The organism is Oceanicola granulosus HTCC2516, from assembly GCF_000153305.1.
Lineage (GTDB): Bacteria > Pseudomonadota > Alphaproteobacteria > Rhodobacterales > Rhodobacteraceae > Oceanicola > Oceanicola granulosus.
The window spans coordinates 1,299,984-1,322,960 of sequence record NZ_CH724107.1 but is presented as its reverse complement, the minus strand read 5'-3'; the positions used below and the strand labels follow the sequence as shown (position 1 = coordinate 1,322,960).

Here is a 22,977-nt window from a genome sequence, read left to right as displayed (position 1 = left end):
AAGCCCGGCCTACGGGTGCCGCGCCGCCACCTCGATCCCCGCGCCGCGGTACCAGTCCACGATGGCGCGCCGCTCGGCCTCGGCGATGCCGGTCACGTTGGCCGGCGGCATCGCGTGGCTGACCCCGGCCTGCAGGTAGACCTCCCGGGCCGCGCGCGCGATATCGCCCGCCGTCTCCAGATGCACCCCGCCCGGCGCCCAGCGGATGCCGTCCCAGACCGGCTCGCGCGCGTGGCACATGGAGCAGCGCCCGATCACGATCCGCTCGACCTCCTCGAACCCGGCCGCCTCGGCGTAGCGCGCCTCCGCCGGCGTCAGCGGCCGCGACTCGAGCGCGCCGTAATCGCCGTCCCAGCCGTTCGCCGTCGACAGCCACGCCAGCACCACGAACAGCGCGGCGGCGGCGGCCCAGGTCCAGGTCGGCGCCTTGCCGCGCGCGTGCATGGTGTTGAAGTAGTGCCGCACCAGCACCCCGATCAGGAACACCAGCGCCGCGATGATCCAGCTGTACTCGGTCGCGAAGGCGAGCGGGTAGTGGTTGGACAGCATCAGGAACACGACGGGCAGCGTCAGGTAGTTGTTGTGGGTCGAGCGCAGCTTGGCGATCTTGCCGTACTTCGGATCGGGCTTCCGTCCCGCCTTCAGGTCGGCGACGACGACGCGCTGGTTGGGCATGATGATCAGGAACACGTTCGCCGTCATGATCGTCGCCGTGAAGGCGCCGAGATGGAGCAGCGCGGCGCGGCCCGTGAACACCTGGTCGTAGCCCCAGCTCATCGCCACGAGGATCGCGAACAGCACCAGCATCAGCGCCGTCGGCCGCTCGCCCAGCGGCGACTTGCAGAGCGCGTCGTAGGCGAGCCAGCCGACCGCGAGCGAGGCGGCGGAGATCGCGATCGCCTGCCAGACGGCGAGGTCGGCCTTCTCCGGGTCGATCAGGAACAGCTCCGCGCCCACCCAGTAGACCACCGCCAGCAGCGCCGCGCCCGACAGCCACGTAGCGTAGCTCTCCCACTTGAACCAGGTCAGGTGCTCGGGCATCGCGTCGGGGGCCACGAGGTACTTCTGGATGTGGTAGAAGCCGCCGCCATGCACCTGCCACTCCTCGCCGTCGGCGGGGCCGGGGATGTTGCGGTTGAGGCCGAGGTCGAGGGCGACGAAGTAGAACGACGAGCCGATCCACGCGATGGCGGTGACGACATGCAGCCAGCGCACCGCGAAGGCGAACCAGTCCCACAGGATGGCGACGTCATACATGCAACCGGCTCCTCGACATTTTTGCGGTCACTCTACCTGCGGCAGAATTTTCACGATAGCCTGACACGAAGCCCAGCTCTGTCAAAAAAGACCGAACAATGTCCTACCTCGACAACGTCAGAACCTTCGTGCGCGTCTTCGAGCTCGGCGGCATGTCCGCGGCGGCGCGCGACCAGCGGGTGTCGCCGGCGGTGGCGTCGGCGCGGATCTCGCAGCTCGAGGGGCATCTCAGGGTGCGGCTGTTCCAGCGCACCACCCGCAGCCTGACGCCGACCGAGCACGGCCACATGTTCTACGAGGGCGCCTGCCGCATCCTCGCCTCGGTCGACGCCGCCGAGGCCGCGGTCATCGAGGCGACGGAGAACCCGCGCGGCACGCTCTACGTCGCCGCGCCGCTTGGGCTCGGGCGGCGGCTGATCGCGCCGCACATCCCGGCCTTCGCCGAGAAGTACCCGCTCATCACCGTGCGGCTGCGGCTCAGCGACCGCAAGATCGACCTCACCGCCGAGGGGCTCGACATCGCCTTCTTCCTCGGCCGCCCCGCCGACAGCGACATGCGCATCCGCATGATCGCCGAATGCCCGCGCGTGCTTTGCGCCGCGCCGGGCTACATCGCCGCGCGCGGCCACCCGGCCGACGGCGAGGCACTGGTCGCCGAGGGGCACGACTGCCTCAACCTGCGCTTCCCCGGCGCCGCCGAGTTCCAGTGGGAGCTCGTCACCCCCGACGGCCCGCGCCGCTTCGCGGTGCGCGGGCGGCTCGAGAGCGACGACGGCGACGTGCTGACGGACTGGGCGCTGGCGGGGCAGGGGGTGGTGATGAAACCGGCCTTCGAGGTCGGCGCGCACCTCGCGGCGGGCCGGCTGGTGCAGGTCGCCGAGGCGACGCCGCCGGTGCCGGTGCAGCTCGCCTGCCTGTTCACCCACCGCCGCCACCAGGACCCGAAGACGCGGCTGTTCATGGACTTCATGATCGCCCGCATCAGCGCCGAGCTGAAGGCGCTCGAGCCCGCCTAGCTGCCGCGGTAGGTGGCGTAGCCGAAGGGCGAGAGCAGCAGCGGCACGTGGTAATGCGTCTCCTCCGACATGCCGAAGCGGATCGGGATCTCGGAGAGGAAGCGCGGGCTCTCGCCGGGCACGCCGCTGACGTCGAGATAGGAGCCGGCATGGAACACCAGCTCGTAGCTGCCGGTGGCGAAGTCGGCCTCGGGCAGGATCGGGCCATCGGTGCGGCCGTCGTCGTTGGTGGTCGCCTCCGCCAGCTTGGTGCGGCCGTCGCCCTCGATCCGGTAGAGCTCGATCCTGAGGCCGGCCGCGGGGCGGCCCCGGGCGGTGTCGAGAACGTGTGTCGTCAGGTAGCCAGCCATGTTCGCACCCACTCTTCCGCTGCCTGTATACAGGGTGACATGTTTACGGCTTAGGCAACAGGAAGTAAATCACGACGCTGATATCGGTTTTTCTTGATAATGCCGCGGCGCTTCGTCCCCTATCAAACCTGTCAACGAGGAGACAGCGATGACCACCCGCTACCCGCGCGACATGATCGGCTACGGCGCGACCCCGCCCGACCCCCGCTGGCCGGGCGGCGCGCGCATCGCGGTGCAGCTCGTGCTCAACTACGAGGAGGGCGGCGAGAACAACGTCCTGCACGGCGACGCCGCCTCCGAGGCGTTCCTCTCCGAGATCGTCGGCGCCGCCGCGTGGCCGGGCCAGCGCCACGCCAACATGGAATCGATCTACGAGTACGGCGCGCGGGCCGGCTTCTGGCGGCTGCACCGGCTGCTCGAAGACCTGCCGGTGACGGTCTACGGCGTCGCCAGCGCGCTGGCCCGCGCGCCCGAGCAGGTCGCCGCGATGCAGGCGGCGGGCTGGGAGATCGCGAGCCATGGGCTGAAGTGGATCGAGCACAAGGACATGGCCGAGGCCGACGAGCGCGCCGCCATCGCCGAGGCGATCCGGCTGCACACCGAGGTCGTCGGCGCGCCGCCGCGCGGCTGGTACACGGGCCGCTCGTCGGAGAACACGCTGCGCCTCGCCGCCGAGACCGGGGTCTTCGACTACGTCGCCGACAGCTACGCCGACGATCTGCCCTACTGGGCGCGCTTCGGCGCGCGCGACCAGCTGATCGTGCCCTACACGCTCGACGCCAACGACATGCGCTTCGCCACGCCGCAGGGCTTCAACGCGCCCGGGCAGTTCTTCGACTACCTGCGCGCCAGCTTCGACACCCTCTACGCCGAGGGCGCGGCGGGGGCGGCGAAGATGATGTCGGTGGGGCTCCATTGCCGCCTCGTCGGGCGGCCCGGCCGCATCGAGGCGCTGCGCCGTTTCATCGAGCACGCGCAGGCCCACGAGGGCGTCTGGTTCGCCACCCGCCTCGAGATCGCCGAGCACTGGGCCGCGACCCACCCGCCGGTGCGGCGCGAACGGCCCAGCGAGATGAACCACGACACCTTCGTTGCCCGCTACGGCTCGATCTTCGAGCACTCGCCCTGGATCGCCGAGCAGGCCTACGGCCTCGAGCTCGGCCCCGCCCACGACACCGCCGTCGGCCTGCACAACGCGCTCGCGCGCATGTTCCGCAGCGCCACCGAGGCCGAGCGGCTCGGCGTCCTCAAGGCCCACCCCGACCTCGCGGGCAAGCTCGCGGCGGCGAGGAAGCTCACCGCCGAGAGCACCAGCGAGCAGGCCTCCGCCGGGCTCGACGCGCTCACCGACGCCGAGCGCGCCCGCTTCACCGAGCTCAACGACGCCTACGTCGCCAAGCACGGCTTCCCCTTCATCATCGCGGTGCGCGACCACGACAAGGCCGGCATCCTCGCCGCCTTCGAGCGCCGCATCGCCAACGACCGCGCCACCGAGTTCGCCGAGGCCTGCCGGCAGGTCGAGCGCATCGCGCTGCTGCGGCTGAAGGACCAGCTGCCGTGACCCGGGACATCCCCCTCCGCCCCCTCGACGCCGCCGCCTTCGCCCCCTTCGGCGAGGTGCTCGAGGTCTCCGGCCCGCCCGACCTGCTGATCAACCAGGACCTCTGCGGCCGCCACCACGACCGCGCCCGGCTCGACCAGCAGGGCGGCCGCCTCGGCATCAGCCTCTTCGACGCCACCCCCCGCGCGCTGCCCTACGAGCTCGCGATGGTCGAGCGCCACCCGCTCGGCTCCCAGGCCTTCCTGCCGATGCACCAGAACCCCTGGCTCGTGATCGTCGCCTCCGACGAGGCCGGCCGCCCCGGCACGCCCATCGCGTTCCGCGCCGCGCCGGGGCAGGGGATCAACTTCGCCCGCGGCACCTGGCACGGGGTCCTGACCCCGCTCGCCGCGCCGGGCCTGTTCGCCGTCGTCGACCGCATCGCCCCCGCGGGCGAGGCGAAATCGGCCAATCTCGAGGAAGTCTGGTTCGACACCCCCTGGAGCATCGTCGAGCCCTAACGGGTGCGGGCAGCCGCATCGACCGTCAGCAGGAGAGGACAGCACCTTGGCAGACACATCGATCGGCACGCCCGAACAGCTACGCGACCCGGACTACACACCGCCCCTGCACAAGGCGATCCCGCTCGGCATCCAGCACGTGCTGGCCATGTTCGTCAGCAACGTCACGCCCGCGATCATCGTCGCCGGCGCGGCCGGGTTCGGCTTCGGCTCGAACAGCCCCGACTTCCCCGAGCTGCTCTACCTGATCCAGATGGCGATGCTCTTCGCCGGCATCGCGACGCTGCTGCAGACCATCACCCTCGGCCCCGTCGGCGCGGGGCTGCCCATCGTGCAGGGCACCTCCTTCGCGTTCCTGCCGATCATGATCCCGCTCGTCGCGGGCAAGGGCGTCGACGGGCTCGCCGCGCTGTTCGGCGGGGTGGTGATCGGCGGCCTGTTCCACGCGCTGCTCGGCACCTTCATCGGCCGCATCCGCTTCGCGCTGCCGCCGCTGGTCACGGGGCTCGTGGTGACGATGATCGGCCTGGCGCTGGTGCGCGTCGGCATCCAGTACGCCGCCGGCGGCGTGCCGGCGATCGGCACCGAGGAATACGGCTCCGCGCTCAACTGGTCGGCGGCGGTCCTGGTCATCGTGGTGACGCTGGCGCTGAAGTTCTTCACCCGCGGGATGCTCGCCGTGTCGGCGGTGCTGATCGGGCTGGTGGCCGGCTACGTCTACGCCATCCTCGTCGGCATCCTGCCGGTCGCCTCGATCACCGGCTCCTGGAACAGCGCCGCCGCCTTCGCGCTGCCCGACCCGTTCCGCTACGGCTTCGAGTTCTCCGTCGCCGCCATCGTCGGCTTCTGCCTGATGGCCGTGGTCTCGGCGGTCGAGACGGTGGGCGACGTCTCCGGCGTCACCAAGGGCGGCGCCGGACGCGAGGCGACCGACCGCGAGATCACCGGCGCGACCTACGCCGACGGCCTCGGCACCGCCGTCGCGGGCGTGTTCGGCAGCTTCCCCAACACCTCCTTCAGCCAGAATGTCGGGCTGATCGCGATGACCGGGGTGATGAGCCGCCACGTCGTGACCTGCGGCGCGATCTTCCTGATCGTCTGCGGGCTGATCCCGAAGGTCGGCGGCGTAATCCGCACGGTGCCCATCGAGGTGCTCGGCGGCGGGGTGATCGTGATGTTCGGCATGGTCGTCGCGGCGGGCGTGTCGATGCTGTCCGACGTCGACTGGAACCGGCGCAACATGGTGATCTTCGCGGTGTCGCTGTCGGTCGGCCTCGGCCTCCAGCTCGAGCCGCAGGCGGTGCAGTACCTGCCCGACTGGGCGTCGGTGCTGATGGTGTCGGGGCTGCTGCCGGCGGCGTTCCTCGCCATCGTGCTCAACCTCGTGCTGCCCGAGCATCTGCCCGAGGACACCGCCGCCCCCGAGCCCGGCCGGCACCGCCAGCCGACGGGCCTGCCGCTCGAGACGCCGCGCCACTAGCGCGGCCCGGGCAGGGCGCGCGCGGACCACGCGCGCCCTCAGCTCGGCTCCATCACGAAGACGGAGGTGGAGACCAGCGCGTAGAACGTCTTGTCGCCCTCGGTGATCTGCTTGCCGAGGCCGAAGTTCGGAAACACCGGATCGAACAGCGCGCAGACACGCAGCACCATCAGCTGGTGGTTGCCCCCGGTCTGGAAGGTCCGGTTCGGCGCGGCGGGATCGTTGCGGTCGACGCAGTCGGCCCCCGCGGGCGGCGTGCTCCAGTCCTGCGGGTCCATGCGGATCATCTCGACCTTCAGCTGGTTCTGGCAGTCGGGGATGATCGCGGCATTGCCGCAGACCCAGTCCCGCAGCCGCGGCGCCGTCACCGGCTCGGTGGTGCCGAGGCGAATCGCGCGCACCGAGATGTCGAGCCCGCGCTCGAGCATCATGTGCCGCGTCATCAGGATGCCCGACTCGAAGGCCGAGATCATCAGCGTCAGGAACAGCGGGAAGACGAGGACGAACTCCACCGTCGGGTTGCCGTCCTCGTCGCGCCACAGCCGGCGCAGGGCGGATCGCGCCTGGCGGGTCATTCCGTCAGCCTCAGCTCGGTGATCTGGCGCGCGATGGACTCGAACGCCGTCGTCAGGTCACCCCCGCCCGAGACCCGGAAGAAGTGGGCCCGCGACGAGGCGCAGTCCTCCATGATGATCGCCTCGTCGTCCTCCACCTCGAAGCCGACGGTGAAGACCTGCACGCCCTGGTTCTTGGCGGCGGTGCAGATCGCCTCGAGGCGGGCGTTCTTGGCGCTGGTGCTGAGCGACATGTCGAGGAAGTCCCAGTACCAGGTATCGAGTTCGGTGCGATCGAAGTTCTGCAGGTAGTGGTGGTAATAGGCGTTGTAGTAGACCGAGACCCGGCTGAAGAGCTCCTCGTAGGTCAGCCGGCGCACGTTGTCTTCGATCCTGCCGCCGCCGTGTGGAAAGCGGTTGTCGCGCCGCCAGAAGTTGTTCCGGCCAGCGACCCGCCCGTCGACCCAGAACCACGTGTCGTTGGAATAGCGGTTGTCGTCGTCGGCGTCGCGGTCGTCGGTCTGGCGCACCCAGAACTCGTCGCGGGCGTCGTCGATGTAGACGTCCGACCAGGTGCCAAGTGTCGCGGGCAGGCGGTACTCGGTGGTGTTCTTGCCGTCGGTCATCAGCACGATGACCTTGTCGGTCGAGCGGTCGCCCCAGAGCGCGACGGGGTTGATGCCGGCCGCGCTCGGGCCGTTGGCGAACTCGTTGAGGGTGCTGCCGAGATCCGGGTCGATCAGCGCCGCGCCCCACTTCATGCCGACGTCGATGGAGGTGTTGCCCTCCGCCACGAGCCCGTCGATGTAGTCCTCGATCTCCCGTTGCGTCGAGGCCAGCGTCAGCACCTCCGTGGACGGGTCGGGATTGCAGACGAAGGTGACGTCGTCGTAGCGCAGCGGTCCCCACGTGTAGAAGGGGTCGAAGTGTCCGCCCTGCGGAAGGGCCGCCGCCTCGAGGATCGAGGTCTCGGTGAAATCGGCGGCGGAGAAGCTGACGCAGTTCGAGTAGCTGTGCTCGCGCAGGAAAGCGCCCAGCATGTCGAGCAGTCCGGCCGGCGCCGCGACCTGCGTCGCGTAGGGCACGACGTTGAGCAGGATCTTCTCGGCGCCCATGGTGTCGTAGACGATGCCGACGAAATTCTTCGCGGCCGCCTGGAGCTGGTCGAGCTTGTCGCCCTCCATCGAGCCGGACATGTCGAGCACGAGCGACACGTCGAGGTTGGAGACGGCTTCCGAGGCGGTCGAGCGGGCGGGGGCGGGGAGGAAGTCGATCCCGACCATCTTCATGAAGTGCATCGTCACGTCGCTCTTGGCGCTCGCCGTGACGATGCGTTGCCCGGCGATCTCGGTGACGTCGACGTCGATCAGGAACGGATCGAGGCCGGCCTTCGCCACGTAGTCGCGCACCACCTCGACCGGGTCCTTGTCCTGGTCGAGGTCGGCGGCGGCGAGCACCGCGCCGTCGAGCGTCGCCTGCAGCCGGCCGCGTGCCGTCTCCGTGCGCATGAAGTCGACGGCCATGCCCCCGGCGAGGAGCAGCAGCAGGAAGACGAACAGGCCGAAGATGATCATTCCGCCGCGCTCGTCGCGCCTCAGCGCCGCGGCGCGCGTCGTGATCCGTCGCATCAATGCAGGCATAATGACGTCCTCGTTCAATATCCTTGCCGGCTTCTATGGCCTACGAATGCGGTGCCAATTGGGCGGAAATGGGTGCATGCGCGGTGCACGCGCCGTGCACGGGCGGTGCATCGCGCTTGCGCGGCGTCATGCACCTCGGTGAGGCATCCTTCACCGAATCATGTTTATCTCCCCGCGATGAGGGCGCACCCGCGCCCGTGGTCTAGGAGGATCGTCCACATGTCGCAGCCGCACCGACCCCACGGAGAGCCGTCGTTCCGCCAGAGCGTCGACATCATGTTCAACCGCGCCGTGGCGCTGATGGACCTCCCGCCGGGGCTCGAGGAGAAAATCCGCGTCTGCAACGCCACTTACACCGTCCGCTTCGGCGTGCGGCTGCGCGGCGGCATCCACACCTTCACCGGCTACCGCTCCGTCCATTCCGAGCACATGGAGCCGGTCAAGGGCGGCATCCGCTACGCGATGAGCGTCAACCAGGACGAGGTCGAGGCCCTCGCCGCGCTGATGACCTACAAGTGCGCCCTCGTCGAAACACCCTTCGGCGGCTCCAAGGGCGGCCTCAGGATCGACCCGCGCGAATGGGAGGAAGACGAACTCGAACGCATCACCCGCCGCTTCGCCTACGAGCTCGCCAAGCGCGACCTGATCCACCCCGCCCAGAACGTGCCCGCCCCCGACATGGGCACCGGCGAGCGCGAGATGGCCTGGATCGCCGACCAGTACCGGCGGATGAACACCACCGACATCAACGCCAACGCCTGCGTCACCGGCAAGCCGCTCAATTCCGGCGGCATCGCCGGGCGCGTCGAGGCGACGGGGCGCGGCGTGCAGTTCGCCCTGCGCGAGTTCTTCCGGCACCCCGACGACATCAACGCCGCCGGCCTGAGCGGCACGCTCGAGGGCAAGCGGGTCATCGTGCAGGGCCTCGGCAACGTGGGCTACCACGCCGCGAAGTTCCTGCAGGAGGAGGACGGCTGCCGCATCGTCGGCATCATCGAGCGCGACGGCGCCCTGACCGCGCCCGACGGGCTCGACGTGGACGACGTGCACGCCTGGATCGGCGAGCACGGCGGCGTCACCGGCTACCCCCGCGCCACCTACACGCCCGAGGGCGACGCGGTGCTCGAGGCGACGTGCGACATCCTGATCCCCGCCGCGCTCGAGGGGGTGATCCACAAGGACAACGCCGCCCGCATCCAGGCGCCGCTGATCATCGAGGCCGCGAACGGCCCGATCACCGCCGGGGGCGACGAGATCCTGCGCGAGAAGGGCTGCGTCATCATCCCCGACATGTTCGCCAACGCCGGCGGTGTGACGGTGTCGTACTTCGAGTGGGTCAAGAACCTCTCCCACATCCGCTTCGGCCGGATGCAGCGCCGCCAGGAGGAAGCGCGCCACGAGCTGATCGTGCGCGAGCTCGAGCGGCTGTCGGCCGACCGCGACCTCGGCTGGGAGCTGTCGCCGAACTTCAAGGACCGCTACCTCAAGGGCGCCGGCGAGCTCGAGCTGGTCCGCTCCGGCCTCGACGACACGATGCGCACCGCCTACCAGGCCATGTCGGAGACCTGGCACGGGCGCAACGACGTCCACGACCTGCGCACCGCCGCCTACCTCGTCTCAATCGAGCGGGTCGCCGCGAGCTACCGCGCCAAGGGGCTCTGACGGGCGGGATTGACGCGGGCCGGGCGGCGTCGCCACGATGAGCGCGGGGCTTGAGGGAGTCCGCGATGATCGGGCTGGCCGTTCTGCATTATGTCCACGTCGTCTGGGCCGGCGGAGGCATCTTCTACGCGCTGGCGGTCGTGCCCACGCTCATCGCGCGCGGCCCGGCCGCCGCGCCGCTCTACGGCCAGCTCGCCCGCCGCGCCGCGCCGCTGATGGGCGCCGCGGGCGGGCTGGTGCTGCTGAGCGGGCTGCTGCGGCTCTGGGCGGAGCCGCGGATCGACAGCTTCGGCGCGCTCTGGTCGGGCTACGGGCTCGCGGTGCTCGCGGCGCTGCTGCTCGTCTTCGTTGCGGAGGGCAACGGCGGCCCGATCCGCGCCAGGCTCGGCCGCCTCGCCGCCGACCCCGACGCCTTCTCCCGCGAGGCGCCCGCGCTGGCACGGCGCGATGCGGCGGTGTTCGTGCCGGCGGTGCTGCTGATCCTCGCGCTGATGGTGGCGATGCGGCTCGGCCTCGTCTGACCGGCGGGAACCCCCGCCGGGGTGGCGGGATTGGCAGCTCGGACGTCACGTCCCATCCCAGGAGAGACCCCATGAACGACGAGCAGCAATCCCGCTACGGCGCGGGCCGGGCCATCAAGGAAGTCGCGCGCCAGCAGCAGGCGCGCCGCGAGGACGAGGCGAGAGGCGCCGCGCCGGCCGGCGCGGGCCGCGACCCGTTCGCCGAGCGCATCGCCGAGGGCCTGCGCGAGCAGACCGAGGCGGTCGACAAGGCCGCCGCCGGCGAGAGCGCCGGCATCGCCCACGCCACCCGCGCCTCGCTCGACCCGGCCCCGAAGCCCGGCGCCGACCCCACGCCCGACGCCGCCAAGGCGCCCGGCGACGGCAAGACGCCGGTCTGAGCGAAAGCCATTGCCCCGCCTTGCCGCATCGCTAGTCTGGCGGCGCGAGAAGAGGGTGGGGCAATGGCCTATTCCGGCTGGCGGATCATTCGAGAGGCGCTCACCGGCAACACCGGGTGGGCCCCGGTCTGGCGCGATCCCGATCCGAAACCGGCCTACGATATCGTCATCATCGGCGGCGGCGGTCACGGCCTCGCCACCGCCTATTACCTCGCCCGCGAGCACGGGCTCACCAACGTCGCGGTGCTGGAGAAGGGCTACCTCGGCGGCGGCAATGTGGGGCGCAACACCACCATCGTGCGCGCCAATTACTTCCTGCCCGGCAATTCCGAGTTCTACTCGCACTCGCTGAAGCTGTGGGAAGGGCTCGAGCGCGAGCTGAACTACAACGTGATGCATTCCCAGCGCGGGCTCATCAACCTGTTCCACTCCGACGGCCAGCGCGACGCCTTCGTCCGGCGCGGCAACGCGATGATCAACCAGGGCGACGACGCGATCCTGCTCGACCGCGAGGGCGTGCGGCGGCACCTGCCGTACCTCGCCTTCGACAACGCTCGCTTCCCGATACACGGTGGCCTCTACCACCCCCGCGGCGGCACCGCGCGGCACGACGCGGTGGCCTGGGGCTATGCCCGCGCCGCCGACCGGCGCGGCGTCGACCTGGTGCAGAATTGCGAGGTGACGGGGATCGACGTCGAAGGGGGCCGGGTCACCGGGGTGCAGACCACGCGCGGCGCGATCCGGGCCAAGAAGGTCGCCATCGTCGCCGCCGGCCGCTCGAGCCAGGTTGCCGCGATGGCGGGGCTCAGGCTGCCGGTGGAGAGCCACGTGCTGCAGGCTTTCGTGACGGAGGGGCTGAAGCCGGTGATCGACCACGTGGTGAGCTTCGGCATGGGCCACTTCTACATCAGCCAGTCCGACAAGGGCGGGCTGGTCTTCGGCGGCGACCTCGATTTCTACGCCTCCTACGCCGCGCGCGGCAACCTGCCCATGGTCGAGCATGTGATGGAGGCGGCGATGACGCTGATGCCGGCGATCGGCAAGGCGAAGGTGCTGCGCTCCTGGGGCGGGATCATGGACATGACGCCGGACGGCTCGCCGATCATCGACAAGACCGGGATCGAGGGCCTCTACCTCGATTGCGGCTGGTGCTACGGCGGCTTCAAGGCGGTGCCCGCGTCGGGCTTCGCGCTGGCGCACCTGGTGGCGCAGGACCGCCCGCACGAGAGCGCGGCGGCGTTCCGGCTCGACCGGTTCCGCACCGGGCGGGGACTGATGGACGAGGAGGGCACGGGTGCTCAACACAACCTGCACTAGGGCGCTGGCGGCGGCGCTGGCCCTCGCGCTCTCGGGATGCGGCGCGCCCGACCTGCGCGACCGGGCGCCCGAGCTGCTGCTCGGGGCGCCGGCGGGCCCGGTGGCGCCCGGCGGCTGCCTCAGCGCGCTCGGCTGCGAGGTGGCGGCCGAGACCGCGGCGCTGATCGACGCCCGTGCGGGGGATTACGGCGAGGTCGAGCTGCTCGGCGCGGCCGCGGCCGGGCCCACCGTCGTCGCCGACCTGCGGGTGCCCTACACCGAGCCCGACCTCGCCCCCGCCGACCGCCCGGCAGTGACCGCGCTGGCCCGCGAGGTCGCCCGGGCGCGGGTTTGCGAGGAGCCCGCCGCCGAGGCGTTCTTCGCGCTGGGCAACGATCTGCGGGTGCGGGTCTACGGGCTCGACTCGTTCCTCTTCGCCGACGTCACCCTCACCTCCTGCGCCTGAGCCGATGCGACTGCCTTGCCCCCATTGCGGCGTCCGCGACCGGCGCGAGTTCACCTACCAGGGCGCGGCGCTCGCGCGGCCCGACAGCCCCGACTGGGGCGAGGCCTGGGACGACTACCTGCACAACCGCGACAACCCCGCCGGCGAGACCCGCGACCTCTGGTACCACGACCCCTGCGGCACCTGGCTCGTCGTCACCCGCGACACGGTGAGCCACGCGGTCCACGGCGCCGCCCCGGCGGCGGAGGGCGGCGCATGAGAGTCGCCGGCAAGGGCTTGCTCGAGGGCGGCGACGACATCGCCTTCCGCTTCGACGGCACCACCTACCGCGGCCGCGCGGGCGACACGCTGGCCTCGGCGCTGCTCGCCAACGACGTCCGGCTGGTGGCGCGCTCGTTCAAGTACCACCGGCCGCGCGGCGTCTTCACCGCCGGCTCGGAGGAGCCCAACGCGCTGGTCACCGTCGGGCGCGGCGCGGCGCAGGTGCCCAACGTGCGCGCCACGGTGCAGGAGGTGTACGACGGCCTCGACACCCGCAGCCAGAACGCTTGGCCCTCGCTCAAGCACGACGCGCTCGCGATCAACGACGCGCTCTCGCCGTTCCTCGGGGCGGGCTTCTACTACAAGACCTTCATGTGGCCGCGCGGCTTCTGGGAGAAGCTCTACGAGCCGATCATCCGCCGCGCCGCCGGCCTCGGCGCGCTGAGCGGCGCGGCCAACGAGGACCGCTACGAGAAGGCCTTTGCCTTCTGCGACGTCCTCGTCATCGGCGCGGGGCCGGCGGGGCTGATGGCCGCGCTCACCGCCGCGCGGGCGGGGGCCGACGTGATCCTCGCCGACGAGGACCAGCGGATGGGCGGCCGCACCCTGGCCGAGACCCACCAGATCGACGGCGCGCCGGGCCATGTCTGGGCCGGCGAGGTGCTCGACGAGCTGGCGGGGATGGAGAACGTCCGGCTGATGCCGCGCACCACGATCACCGGCGCCTACGACCAGGGCACGTACGGGGCGCTCGAGCGGGTCGGGCTGCACCGCCCGCCCGGCGGCGCGCTGCCGCGCGAGGGCTTCTGGCGCATCGTGGCGCGCCGCGCGATCCTGTGCGCCGGCGCCATCGAGCGCCACGTCGCCTTTCCCGACAACGACCGCCCCGGGATCATGGCCGCCTCGGCGGTGCGTGCCTACCTCAATCGCTGGGGCGTGGCGCCGGGGCAGGCGGTGACGCTGTTCGCCAACAACGACGACGCCCACCGCACCGCGACCGACCTGCTCGACGCGGGGGTGAAGGTCGTCGGGGTGATCGACAGCCGCGACGAGGCACCGGTCTCGCCCGACTACGAGACGTTCCTGCGCGGCCGCGTCACCGGCACGGCGGGGCGGCACGGGCTCGAGGAGATCACCATCGCCCACAAGAGCGGCGGCCGGACGATCCGCACCGATTGCCTCGCCGTCTCGGGCGGCTGGAACCCGACGCTGCACCTGACCTCGCACCTCGGCGCGCGGCCCGAATGGGCGCCGGGGCGCGCGGCGTTCCTGCCCGCGAAGGGCGCGGTGCCGGGGCTGCGGGTGGCGGGCGCGGCGCGCGGCACCTTCTCGACGGCCGGCTGCCTCGCCGAGGGTATCCAGGCCGCGCGGCGCACCCTCGCCGATCTCGACATCGCCGCCCCCGACATCGCCGCCCCCGAGGCCGAGGACGCGCCCTACCGGATCAAGGCGCTCTGGCAGGTGCCCGGGGACGGGCGCAAGTGGCTCGACCTGCAGAACGACGTCACGGTGAAGGACGTCGAGCTCGCCGCCCGGGAGAACTTCCGCTCCGTCGAGCACATGAAGCGCTACACGACGCAGGGCATGGCGACGGACCAGGGCAAGATCTCCAACGTCGCCGCCCTCGCGGTGCTCGCCGAGGCCACCGGTCGCGGCGTCGCCGAAACCGGGACGACGACCTTCCGCCCGCCCTTCAGCCCCGTCTCGATCGCCGCGATGGGCGCGGGCGGGCAGGGCGAGGGCTTCGCGCCGCGCCGCCTCACCACCAGCCACGCCGCCAGCCTCGAGCGCGGCGCGCCGATGCTGGAGGCCGGGCTCTGGTACCGGCCCGCCTACTTCCCGCGCCTGGGCGAGACCACCTGGCGGCAATCGTGCGACCGCGAGGTGGGGATGGTGCGCGAGGCGGTCGGCGTCACCGACGTCTCGACGCTCGGCAAGATCGACGTGCAGGGCCCCGACGCCGCCGCCTTCCTCGACTTCGTCTACGCGAACCGGATGTCGACCCTGGCGGAGGGGCGCGTGCGCTACGGGATCATGCTGCGCGAGGACGGGTTCGTCATGGACGACGGCACCTGCGCGCGTCTCGGCCCCGCGCATTACCTCGTCACCACCACCACCGCCGCCGCCGGACAGGTGATGCGCCACCTCGACTTCGCGCGGCAGGTGCTGCGGCCGGATCTCGACGTGGGGATCGCCAGCGCGACCGAGCAGTGGGCGCAGTTCGCCGTCGCCGGGCCGCGCGCGGGGGCGCTGCTGGCCGACCTGCTCGACGATCCGGTGGAGCTGCCGTTAATGGGCGCGGCCGAGATCGAGGTGGCCGGGGTGCGCGGGCGGCTGTTCCGGATCTCGTTCTCGGGCGAGCTCGGCTACGAGATCGCCGTGCCCGCGCGTTTCGGCGCGGCGCTGTTCCGGCTGCTCGTGACGCTCGCCGAGGGGCAGGGGGGCGGCGCCTACGGGATGGAGGCGCTCAACGTGCTGCGCATCGAGAAGGGCTTCCTGACCCACGCCGAGCTGCACGGCCGCACCACTGCGCACGATCTCGGGCTGGGGCGGATGATGGCGACGGGCAAGGACTTCGTCGGCCGCGCCGCCGCCGGCCGGCCGGGGCTGTGCGAGGATCGCGAGGAGCTCGTGGGCCTGCGCCCGGCGGGGGCGGTGAAGCAGCTCACCGCCGGCGGCTTCCTGTTCGCGCCCGACGCGCCGCCCGAGCGGGTCCACGCGCAGGGCTACACCACCTCCGCCTGCTTCTCCCCGACCCTCGGCACCGGCCTCGCGCTCGGTTTCCTGCGCGACGGGCGGGCGCGGCATGGGGAGACGGTGAAGATGGTCGACCACCTGCGCGGGCTGAGCGTGCTCTGCGAGGTGTGCGACCCGGTGTTCTTCGATCCCGACGGAGGCCGCGCCCGTGGTTAAGCTCACCGCCCTCGGCCCGTTCGACGGCCTGCTGCCGCGCGAGATCGGCGGCGTCACCCTCACCGCGCTCGACCTCGGGCCGGCCTTCTCGGTCGCGCCCTACCGGGGGCGGGCGCAGGAGGTGTCGGAGGCGCTGGAGGCGGCGCTGGGCCTGCCGCTCCCCGCGCCCAACCGCGCCACCGAGGCGGCGGGCGGCGCGCGGGCGGTCTGGACGGGGCCGGGGCAGGCGCTGGTGCTGGCGCAATGGCTGCCCGACCTGCCGGGCGCGGCGGTGAGCGAACAGGGCGACGGCCTCGCTGCGCTGCGTGCCGGCGGCCCCGCCGCCGAGACGGTGCTCGCCCGGCTCGTCCCCGTCGACCTGCGCCCGCGCGCGCTCGAGGAGGGCCACACGGTCCGCACGCTGGTCGGCCACATGACGGCCAGCGTCACCCGCACCGCGCAGGGCCTCGAGATCATGGTCTTCCGCTCCATGGCCGCCACGCTCGTCGACGAGCTCGTGGAGGCCGCCGAGGGCGTCGCCGCGCGCGGCTAGCCCGCCGCGAAGCCGCCGTCGCGCAGGTGGTCCATCACCGCCTGCCGCACCGACTGGTCGCCCCGCGCGCGCGCCTCGTCGATCACCGCGCGCACGTCGGCGAGGTTGACCCGGCGCAGCAGGTGCTTGACCGGCCCGATGGAGGCGGGGCGCATCGACAGCGTCCGCAGGCCCATCGCCGCGAAGCAGACCGCCTCGATCGGCCGCCCGGCATCCTCGCCGCAGAAGCTGAGCGGCGTGCCGTGGGCGATGCAGCGCTCGATCACCTGCTGCACGAAGCTCAGGAACGACACGTTGAGCGTGTCGTACCGCCGCCGGACCAGCTCGTTCTCGCGGTCGGCGGCGAAGAAGAACTGCTTGAGGTCGTTGCCACCGATGGAGAGGAAATCGACCTCGTCGTAGAAGACGTCGGGCGCGTAGCCGAGCGACGGCGTCTCGAGCATCGCCCCCACCTCGACGGTGGCGGGTAGCGGATGGCCGAGGATGCGCTCGCGCTCCATCGCCTTGTCGAACTCGGCGCGGGCGGCGCGGAACTCCTCGAGCTGGGCGATGAACGGGAACATCACCGTCAGCGGCCGGCCGTTGGCGGCGCGGATCAGCGCCTGCAGCTGCATCCGCAGGATGCCCGGCTTGTCGAGCCCGACCCGGATTGCCCGCCAGCCGAGCGCCGGGTTGGGCTCGTCGTTGGGCTTCATGTAGGGCAGCACCTTGTCGGAGCCGATGTCCAGGGTGCGGAAGGCGACGCGCTTGCCCCCGGCGGCGTCCATTACGCGGGCGTAGAGCGCCGAGAGCTCGGCCCGGCGGGGCATCTTGTTGCGGATCAGGAACTGCAGCTCGGTGCGGAACAGCCCGACGCCCTCGGCGCCCGAGCTCGGCAGCGAGGGCAGGTCGGCCATCAGCCCGGCGTTCATGTGCAGCGACACGACCGCGCCGCAGCGCGACTCCGCGGGCAGGTCGCGGATCGAGGCGTAGCGCTCCTGCGCGCGGTTCTTCATCGCCAGCTTGTCGCGGAAGGCGTTGTGGACCACCTCGTCGGGCCGCAGGTGGACGACGCCCTGCTCGGCGTCGACGAGGATCGGGTCGCCGTTCAGCGCCTCCTGGGTGATGCGCGCGCAGCGCACCATCAGCGGGATCGCCCAGGCCCGCGCCACCACGGCGGCGTGGCTGCCCACGCTGCCTTCCTCGAGCACGATGCCGCGGATCGTCTTGCCGTATTCCAGGAGCTCGCCGGGGCCAATGTTGCGCGCGACGAGCACCGGGTTCTCGGGCATCTCCGCCCCGGTCTCTCGGCCCTGCCCGGTGAGGATGCGCAGCAGCCGGTTGGAGAGGTCGTCGAGGTCGTGCAGGCGCTCGCGCAGGTAGGGATCGGCGGCGGCGTTCAGGCGGTTCCTGGCGAGCGACTGCTCCTTCTCGACGGCCGCCTCGGCGGTGAGGCCGTTGTCGATGTCCTCCTCCATGCGCCTCAGCCACGAGCGCGAGTTGGCGAACATCCGGTAGGCCTCGAAGACCTGCACCTGCTCGGCCTCGACGGAGCCGGAATTCTCGAGCAGGTCGTCCACCGTCACCCGCAGCCGCTCGATCGCGTCGTTGAGCCGGACCTTCTCGGCCGCCGGATCGTCGGCGATCGGGTTGGTCACCACCACCCGCGGCTCGTGCAGGAACACGCGGCCCTCGACCACGCCCTCCTGGCCGACGGTGCCGCGGATCAGCACGGGCTGCTGGTGGCGCGCCGACAGGGCCGCGCCCTCGCCGACGAAGGCGCCGAGCTCGGTCATTTCGGCGAGCACCATCGCGACCACCTCGAGCGCGTAGATCTCGTCGGCAGTGTATTCGCGCGCGTCCTTCGACTGCACGACGAGCACGCCGAGCGACTCCCCGAGCCGCTGGATCGGCACGCCGCAGAAACTGGAATAGCGCTCCTCGCCGGTCTCCGGCATGTAGCGAAAGCCCCGCTCGGCGGGCGCGTTGGCGGTGTTGATGGTGCGCCGCTTGCGCGCGACGCGGCCCACCAGACCCTCGCCGAGGCGCATCCGGGTCTGGTGCACGGCTCCGGGCTCGAGCCCTTCGGTGGCGCAAAGTTCAAGTGTTTCGGCATCTCGGAACAGGTAGATCGAGCAGACTTCCGTCTGCATGGAATGGGCGATCAGCTCGACGATCTTGTCGAGCCGCGTCTGGCCGCCGCTGTCCTCGGCCATCGTGTCGCGCAGACGGCCGAGCAGCTTGCGGCTGTCCGTTTCGAACCCATCCTCCATCGGCACGTCCCTCCGCCTGACCCGCTGGCCTGTATAGGAGATGGCGCGCCGGATGGGGAGACGAGATTCGCGTCCCGCGCGAGCTGGTGCGGAAGGGGCGGACCGGACCCTTCTTACGAGCGATCGTCGACCACGAAGGTCACGTCGCCGGCGAAATGCGTCTCCCAGGCGAGCACCTGGTCGGGGGTGAAGCCCTCGGCCTCCAGCGCGGCGACGAGCAGATCCTGCTCGGCGATCCAATCGCGGTACTCGGCGAGGTCCAGCTCGGCTTCCGCGAGCGCCTCGTCGAGCTCGGTCGCCGCCTCGGGCGGCAAATCGCGCAGCTCCGACAGGCGCAGGATGGTGAACTCGCTGTCGGCGTCCACGTCCTCGAAGACCACGTCGCCGGCCACGAGATCGGGCGAGCGCAGCCACGACACGACGCCGCCAAAGCTGGTGAACGCGCTCTGCGCGCCGGTGAAGACGCCGTCGTTGGTCTCGGTCTCGACGTCGATCTCCTGCGCGGGCGCCGTGCCGGGCAGGCCGAGCGCGAGCAGGGCGGCGAGGGGGAGGGTCAGGATGGAGCGCATGATCGGTCCTCTCGGGCTGGTCGGGCACGCGCCGGCGCGCCCCCGTTCACCGGTGAAACCCCGAGCCCCCGCCGGCGGTTTCCGCCGCCGGGCTCCGTGCCGTCGGGTCAGGCGGCCTTCTCGAGCCCGAACGTGTCGTGGAGCGCCTGCACGGCAAGTTCCATGTACTTGCGGTCGATCAGCACCGAGATCTTGATCTCGGAGGTGGTGATGACCTTGATGTTGATGTTCTCGTCCTTGAGCGCCTGGAACATCTGCGCCGCGACGCCGGCGTGGGAGCGCATCCCGATCCCGACCACCGAGACCTTGCAGACGCCGGTGTCGGCGACGAGGTCGTGGTAGTTGATCGCGCCGCTCTCCTTGGCGGCCTCCATCGCCGCCTCGGCGCGCTTCACCTGGTCGACCGGGCAGGAGAAGGTCATGTCGGTGCGGCCATCCTCGGAGATGTTCTGCACGATCATGTCGACGTTCACCCCGGCCTCCGCGAGGGGGCCGAAGATCGCCGCGGCGATGCCGGGGCGGTCGGCGACCGAAATGAGCGTCATCTTGGCCTCGTCGCGGCTGTAGGCGACCCCGGCGACCACGTTGCTTTCCACGATATCCTCCTCGGCACAGACCAGCGTGCCCGCATCGGCGTCATTGTCCTCGAAGCTCGACAGCACCCGCAGCCGCACCCCGTAGCGCATCGCCAGCTCCACGGAGCGGGTCTGCAGCACCTTGGCGCCCAGCGAGGCGAGCTCCAGCATTTCCTCGAAGGCGATCCGGTCGAGCTTGCGCGCCTTGTCGCAGATCCGCGGGTCGGTGGTATAGACCCCGTCGACGTCGGTGTAGATGTCGCAGCGCTCGGCCCCGAAGGCGGCGGCGAAGGCGACGGCGGTGGTGTCCGAGCCGCCCCGGCCCAGCGTGGTGATGCGGCCCTCGGGGCTGATGCCCTGGAAGCCCGCGACCACGGCGACCTTCATCCCCTCGTCGAACTTGCGCAGGATGTTGGCGGGGGGGATCTCCTCGATCCGCGCCGAGCCGTGCGCCGAGGACGTCCTGAGCGGCACCTGCCAACCCTGCCAGGAGCGCGCGGGCACGTCCATCTCCTGCAGCGTCAGCGCCATCAGCCCCGCGGTCACGTTCTCGCCCGACGACACCACGGCGTCGTACTCGCGCGCGTCGTAGAGCGGCGAGGTCTCGCTGACCCACCCGACCAGCTCGTTGGTCTTGCCCGACATGGCGGAGACGATGACGATCACGTCGTAGCCGTTCGCCACCTCGCGCCCCACGCGCTTGGCGGCGCGGCGGATGCGGTCGAGCGTCGCCACGCTCGTGCCGCCGAATTTCATCACCAGGATCGGCATCGCCCACGTCCCTCAAATCGTCGGCGGCCCTCATACGCGCGCGCCCGCACGGACGCAATCGGCATGAACGTGCGCGCCCGCCCCCGTCTCTGTCCTGGAAATATCCCGGGGGGTCCGGGGGGCTGGCCCCCCGGCGGGTCGACGCGCCGCAGGCGCGGCGAAGCCGGTCAGGCTGGTAGGCCCGGAGGGATTCGAACCCCCAACCTAAGCGTTATGAGCGCTCTGCTCTAACCGTTGAGCTACAGGCCCAGCCGGCTCCTTCGTTAGCAGAGGAGGGCCGGCGGTCAAGCCGGCGCGGGCTCAGTCGGCGGCGACGGGGCTGGCGAGGACCTGGCCGAGGAGGGCGAGCATCGCGGCCTCCTCGGCGGTGAGGGTGTCCGGGTCGCCGTCCATCTCCACCATCGCGCGCAGCTCGTCGGGGCCGAGCGGCGGCAGGGCGGTGTCGGACCAGGGCGCGTCCGGGTAGGGGCCGCCGAGCGCGGCTTCGGCGGCGGGAGCCGCGGGCGGCAGGTCGGTCGCGGCGGGGGCGACCGGGAGCGCGGGGAGGATCATCAGCGGCAGGAGGTAGAGCATCGGCGGGTCCCTTTCGTCATGTGGATAACCGGGCGCCGGCCGGAGCGGTTCCGATTCTTCTCCCCCGCGCGCGCATTTCCCGGCGCTGTGTCCTGCGCGTTGCGCCTCTTGGGGTGATGGGGTATCGCGCCGTCAATCTCGACGAGCGGAGTGGGCGCGATGGCGGACAAGAGCGGGCTGAGCTATGCCGAGGCGGGCGTCGACATCGACGCCGGCAACGCGTTGGTCGAGCGCATCAAGCCGGCCGCCGCCGCGACGGCGCGGCCCGGGACGATGTCCGGGCTCGGCGGCTTCGGCGCGCTGTTCGATCTCAGGGCCGCCGGCTACGACGACCCGGTCCTGGTCGCCGCGACCGACGGCGTCGGCACCAAGCTCAGGATCGCCATCGACACCGGCATCACCGGCGGCGTCGGCATCGACCTCGTGGCGATGTGCGTCAACGACCTGGTCTGCCAGGGGGCCGAGCCGCTGTTCTTCCTCGACTATTTCGCCACCGGCAAGCTCTCGGTCGACGCCGCCGCGACGGTGGTGGAGGGCATCGCCGCGGGCTGCAAGGCGTCGGGCTGCGCGCTGATCGGCGGCGAGACGGCGGAGATGCCGGGGATGTATCCCGCCGGCGACTTCGATCTCGCGGGCTTCGCCGTCGGCGCGATGGAGCGCGGCGCGGCGCTGCCGGCCGGGGTGGCGGAGGGCGACGTGCTGCTCGGCCTCGCCTCCGACGGCGTGCACTCCAACGGCTACTCGCTGGTCCGCCGGGTGGTGGAGCGCGAGGGGCTCGGCTGGGACGACGCCGCGCCCTTCGCCGACGCCGCGCTCGGGCAGGCGCTGCTCGCGCCGACGCGGCTCTACGTGCGCCCCGCGCTCGCGGCAATCCGCGCCGGCGGCGTGCACGGGCTCGCCCACATCACCGGCGGCGGGCTGACCGAGAACCTGCCGCGCATCCTGCCCGAGGGGCTCGGCGCGACGGTCGATCTGGGCAGCTGGCGCCTGCCGCCGGTGTTCCGCTGGCTCGCCGAGCGCGGCGGGCTCGACGAGGCGGAGCTGCTCAAGACCTTCAACGCCGGGATCGGCATGGTCGTCGCCGTCGCCGCCGAGCGGGCCGACGCGCTGGCCGCGCTGCTCGAGGACGAGGGCGAGCGGGTCCACCGGATCGGCACCGTCACGGCGGGGCAGGGGGTCGCCTACGAGGGCGCGCTGCTGTGAGCGCCGCCGTCGCGGTGCTGATCTCGGGCACCGGGAGCAACATGCTCGCGCTGCTCGACGCGATGGCCGCCGACGGCTTCGCGCGGCCGGTGCTCGTGCTGTCCAACCGCCCCGACGCGGCCGGCCTCGCCAAGGCGGCGGCGCGCGGGGTGGCGACGGCGGTGGTGGATCACCGCGACTTCCGCGGCGACCGCGCCGGCTTCGACGCCGCCATCGACGCCGAGCTGACGCGGGCGGGGGCGGAGATCGTCTGCCTCGCCGGCTTCATGCGCATCCTCGGGGCCGATTTCGTCACCGCGCGCGCCGGGCGGATGCTCAACATCCACCCTTCGCTGCTGCCGAAGTACCCCGGCCTCGACACCCACGCCCGCGCCCTCGCCGCGGGCGACGTGGTGCATGGCTGCACGGTCCACGAGGTGACGCCCGAGCTCGACGCAGGGCCGATGGTGGGGCAGGCGCGCTGCGCCGTGCTGCCCGGCGACACGCCCGACCTCCTCGCCGCGCGGGTGCACGGGCTCGAGCACCAGCTCTACCCGGCGGCGCTGCGCCGGTTCGTGGCCGGCGAGCGCGAGCCGGTGCTGCTCGAGGGCTGACGGCGCGCCCGCCGGCGGGCGGCTGCCCTTTCCATTCCCGTGCCGCTCCCCT

22 protein-coding genes and 1 tRNA gene are annotated in these 22,977 nt (G+C 71.6%); 14 read left to right on the top strand and 9 right to left on the bottom strand.

What is annotated here, in order from left to right; genetic code table 11:
• Positions 1–9: 9 nt before the first annotated feature.
• The gene (locus OG2516_RS06250; protein ID WP_007254788.1) at positions 10–1,257 is read right to left on the bottom strand and encodes a urate hydroxylase PuuD; all 1,248 of its coding nucleotides are present in this window, start codon (positions 1,255–1,257) and stop codon (positions 10–12) included.
• A gap of 98 nt (positions 1,258–1,355) precedes the next feature.
• Between OG2516_RS06250 and OG2516_RS06245 the strand changes: the two genes are divergently transcribed.
• Entirely contained in the window at positions 1,356–2,273 is a 918-nt protein-coding gene (locus OG2516_RS06245; protein ID WP_007254787.1) for a LysR family transcriptional regulator, read from the top strand.
• On the opposite strand, the gene uraH is transcribed toward OG2516_RS06245, so the two are convergent.
• The gene (uraH, locus tag OG2516_RS06240) at positions 2,270–2,623 is read right to left on the bottom strand and encodes a hydroxyisourate hydrolase (RefSeq protein WP_007254786.1); all 354 of its coding nucleotides are present in this window, start codon (positions 2,621–2,623) and stop codon (positions 2,270–2,272) included. The genes OG2516_RS06245 and uraH overlap by 4 nt on opposite strands.
• Positions 2,624–2,771: 148 nt before the next feature.
• Between uraH and puuE the strand changes: the two genes are divergently transcribed.
• From puuE to OG2516_RS06225, 3 genes are read left to right on the top strand one after another with little or no spacing between them, the layout of a single operon-like run.
• A complete protein-coding gene (gene puuE / locus OG2516_RS06235) occupies positions 2,772–4,184 on the top strand; it encodes an allantoinase PuuE (RefSeq protein WP_007254785.1) in 1,413 nt (470 codons plus the stop codon).
• Entirely contained in the window at positions 4,181–4,684 is a 504-nt protein-coding gene (locus OG2516_RS06230; protein ID WP_007254784.1) for an ureidoglycolate lyase, read from the top strand. Before puuE ends, OG2516_RS06230 begins: the two co-directional genes overlap by 4 nt.
• A 46-nt stretch (positions 4,685–4,730) precedes the next feature.
• A complete protein-coding gene (locus OG2516_RS06225; protein ID WP_007254783.1) occupies positions 4,731–6,164 on the top strand; it encodes a uracil-xanthine permease family protein in 1,434 nt (477 codons plus the stop codon).
• Between the two features lie 38 nt (positions 6,165–6,202).
• Here OG2516_RS06225 and OG2516_RS06220 read toward each other — a convergent pair whose 3' ends face one another.
• Both OG2516_RS06220 and OG2516_RS06215 read right to left on the bottom strand, forming a co-directional pair.
• Entirely contained in the window at positions 6,203–6,739 is a 537-nt protein-coding gene (locus OG2516_RS06220; protein WP_007254782.1) for a TadE/TadG family type IV pilus assembly protein, read from the bottom strand.
• Positions 6,736–8,292, bottom strand: a complete 1,557-nt coding sequence (locus OG2516_RS06215) for a Tad domain-containing protein (protein WP_192808355.1) — start codon at positions 8,290–8,292, stop codon at positions 6,736–6,738. Before OG2516_RS06215 ends, OG2516_RS06220 begins: the two co-directional genes overlap by 4 nt.
• A gap of 285 nt (positions 8,293–8,577) precedes the next feature.
• Between OG2516_RS06215 and OG2516_RS06210 the strand changes: the two genes are divergently transcribed.
• The 8 genes from OG2516_RS06210 to OG2516_RS06175 all read left to right on the top strand — a co-directional run bounded on the left by OG2516_RS06210 (position 8,578) and on the right by OG2516_RS06175 (position 16,389).
• Positions 8,578–10,020, top strand: coding sequence for a Glu/Leu/Phe/Val family dehydrogenase (locus OG2516_RS06210; RefSeq protein ID WP_007254780.1), 1,443 nt, complete (start codon positions 8,578–8,580; stop codon positions 10,018–10,020).
• Positions 10,021–10,085: 65 nt separating this feature from the next.
• A complete protein-coding gene (locus OG2516_RS06205; RefSeq protein WP_007254779.1) occupies positions 10,086–10,541 on the top strand; it encodes a hypothetical protein in 456 nt (151 codons plus the stop codon).
• Positions 10,542–10,612: 71 nt separating this feature from the next.
• On the top strand, positions 10,613–10,921 hold the full coding sequence (locus OG2516_RS06200; RefSeq protein ID WP_007254778.1) for a hypothetical protein: 309 nt from the start codon (positions 10,613–10,615) through the stop codon (positions 10,919–10,921).
• A 63-nt stretch (positions 10,922–10,984) separates the two neighbouring features.
• Complete coding sequence (locus OG2516_RS06195) at positions 10,985–12,238, top strand: sarcosine oxidase subunit beta family protein (protein WP_007254777.1); 1,254 nt, start codon at positions 10,985–10,987, stop codon at positions 12,236–12,238.
• Positions 12,216–12,683 (top strand): hypothetical protein, encoded by a 468-nt coding sequence (locus tag OG2516_RS06190; protein WP_007254776.1) that lies wholly within the window; start codon positions 12,216–12,218, stop codon positions 12,681–12,683. The genes OG2516_RS06195 and OG2516_RS06190 overlap by 23 nt, the downstream gene beginning before the upstream one ends.
• A 4-nt stretch (positions 12,684–12,687) precedes the next feature.
• Positions 12,688–12,942: a sarcosine oxidase subunit delta gene (locus tag OG2516_RS06185; RefSeq protein WP_007254775.1), complete on the top strand. Its 255-nt coding sequence runs from the start codon at positions 12,688–12,690 to the stop codon at positions 12,940–12,942.
• A complete protein-coding gene (locus tag OG2516_RS06180; RefSeq protein WP_007254774.1) occupies positions 12,939–15,857 on the top strand; it encodes a sarcosine oxidase subunit alpha family protein in 2,919 nt (972 codons plus the stop codon). The genes OG2516_RS06185 and OG2516_RS06180 overlap by 4 nt, the downstream gene beginning before the upstream one ends.
• Positions 15,850–16,389 (top strand): sarcosine oxidase subunit gamma, encoded by a 540-nt coding sequence (locus OG2516_RS06175; protein WP_007254773.1) that lies wholly within the window; start codon positions 15,850–15,852, stop codon positions 16,387–16,389. Before OG2516_RS06180 ends, OG2516_RS06175 begins: the two co-directional genes overlap by 8 nt.
• On the opposite strand, the gene ptsP is transcribed toward OG2516_RS06175, so the two are convergent.
• The 5 genes from ptsP to OG2516_RS06150 form a co-directional block, all read right to left on the bottom strand.
• The gene (gene ptsP, locus OG2516_RS06170) at positions 16,386–18,641 is read right to left on the bottom strand and encodes a phosphoenolpyruvate--protein phosphotransferase (protein WP_007254772.1); all 2,256 of its coding nucleotides are present in this window, start codon (positions 18,639–18,641) and stop codon (positions 16,386–16,388) included. The two genes, OG2516_RS06175 and ptsP, sit on opposite strands and share 4 nt — an antisense overlap.
• 113 nt (positions 18,642–18,754) lie before the next feature.
• On the bottom strand, positions 18,755–19,210 hold the full coding sequence (locus OG2516_RS06165; protein WP_007254771.1) for a hypothetical protein: 456 nt from the start codon (positions 19,208–19,210) through the stop codon (positions 18,755–18,757).
• A 107-nt stretch (positions 19,211–19,317) separates the two neighbouring features.
• Positions 19,318–20,556 (bottom strand): aspartate kinase, encoded by a 1,239-nt coding sequence (locus tag OG2516_RS06160; RefSeq protein ID WP_007254770.1) that lies wholly within the window; start codon positions 20,554–20,556, stop codon positions 19,318–19,320.
• A gap of 173 nt (positions 20,557–20,729) precedes the next feature.
• A tRNA-Ile gene (locus tag OG2516_RS06155) sits at positions 20,730–20,805 on the bottom strand.
• Between the two features lie 51 nt (positions 20,806–20,856).
• Positions 20,857–21,129, bottom strand: a complete 273-nt coding sequence (locus OG2516_RS06150; protein ID WP_007254769.1) for a hypothetical protein — start codon at positions 21,127–21,129, stop codon at positions 20,857–20,859.
• 159 nt (positions 21,130–21,288) lie between these two features.
• On the opposite strand from OG2516_RS06150, the gene purM reads away from it, so the two are divergent.
• Positions 21,289–22,332 carry a phosphoribosylformylglycinamidine cyclo-ligase gene (purM, locus tag OG2516_RS06145; protein WP_007254768.1) on the top strand — a complete coding sequence of 348 codons (1,044 nt, stop codon included), beginning with the start codon at positions 21,289–21,291 and terminating at the stop codon, positions 22,330–22,332.
• Positions 22,329–22,925, top strand: a complete 597-nt coding sequence (gene purN, locus OG2516_RS06140) for a phosphoribosylglycinamide formyltransferase (protein WP_007254767.1) — start codon at positions 22,329–22,331, stop codon at positions 22,923–22,925. Before purM ends, purN begins: the two co-directional genes overlap by 4 nt.
• Positions 22,926–22,977 lie beyond the last annotated feature (52 nt).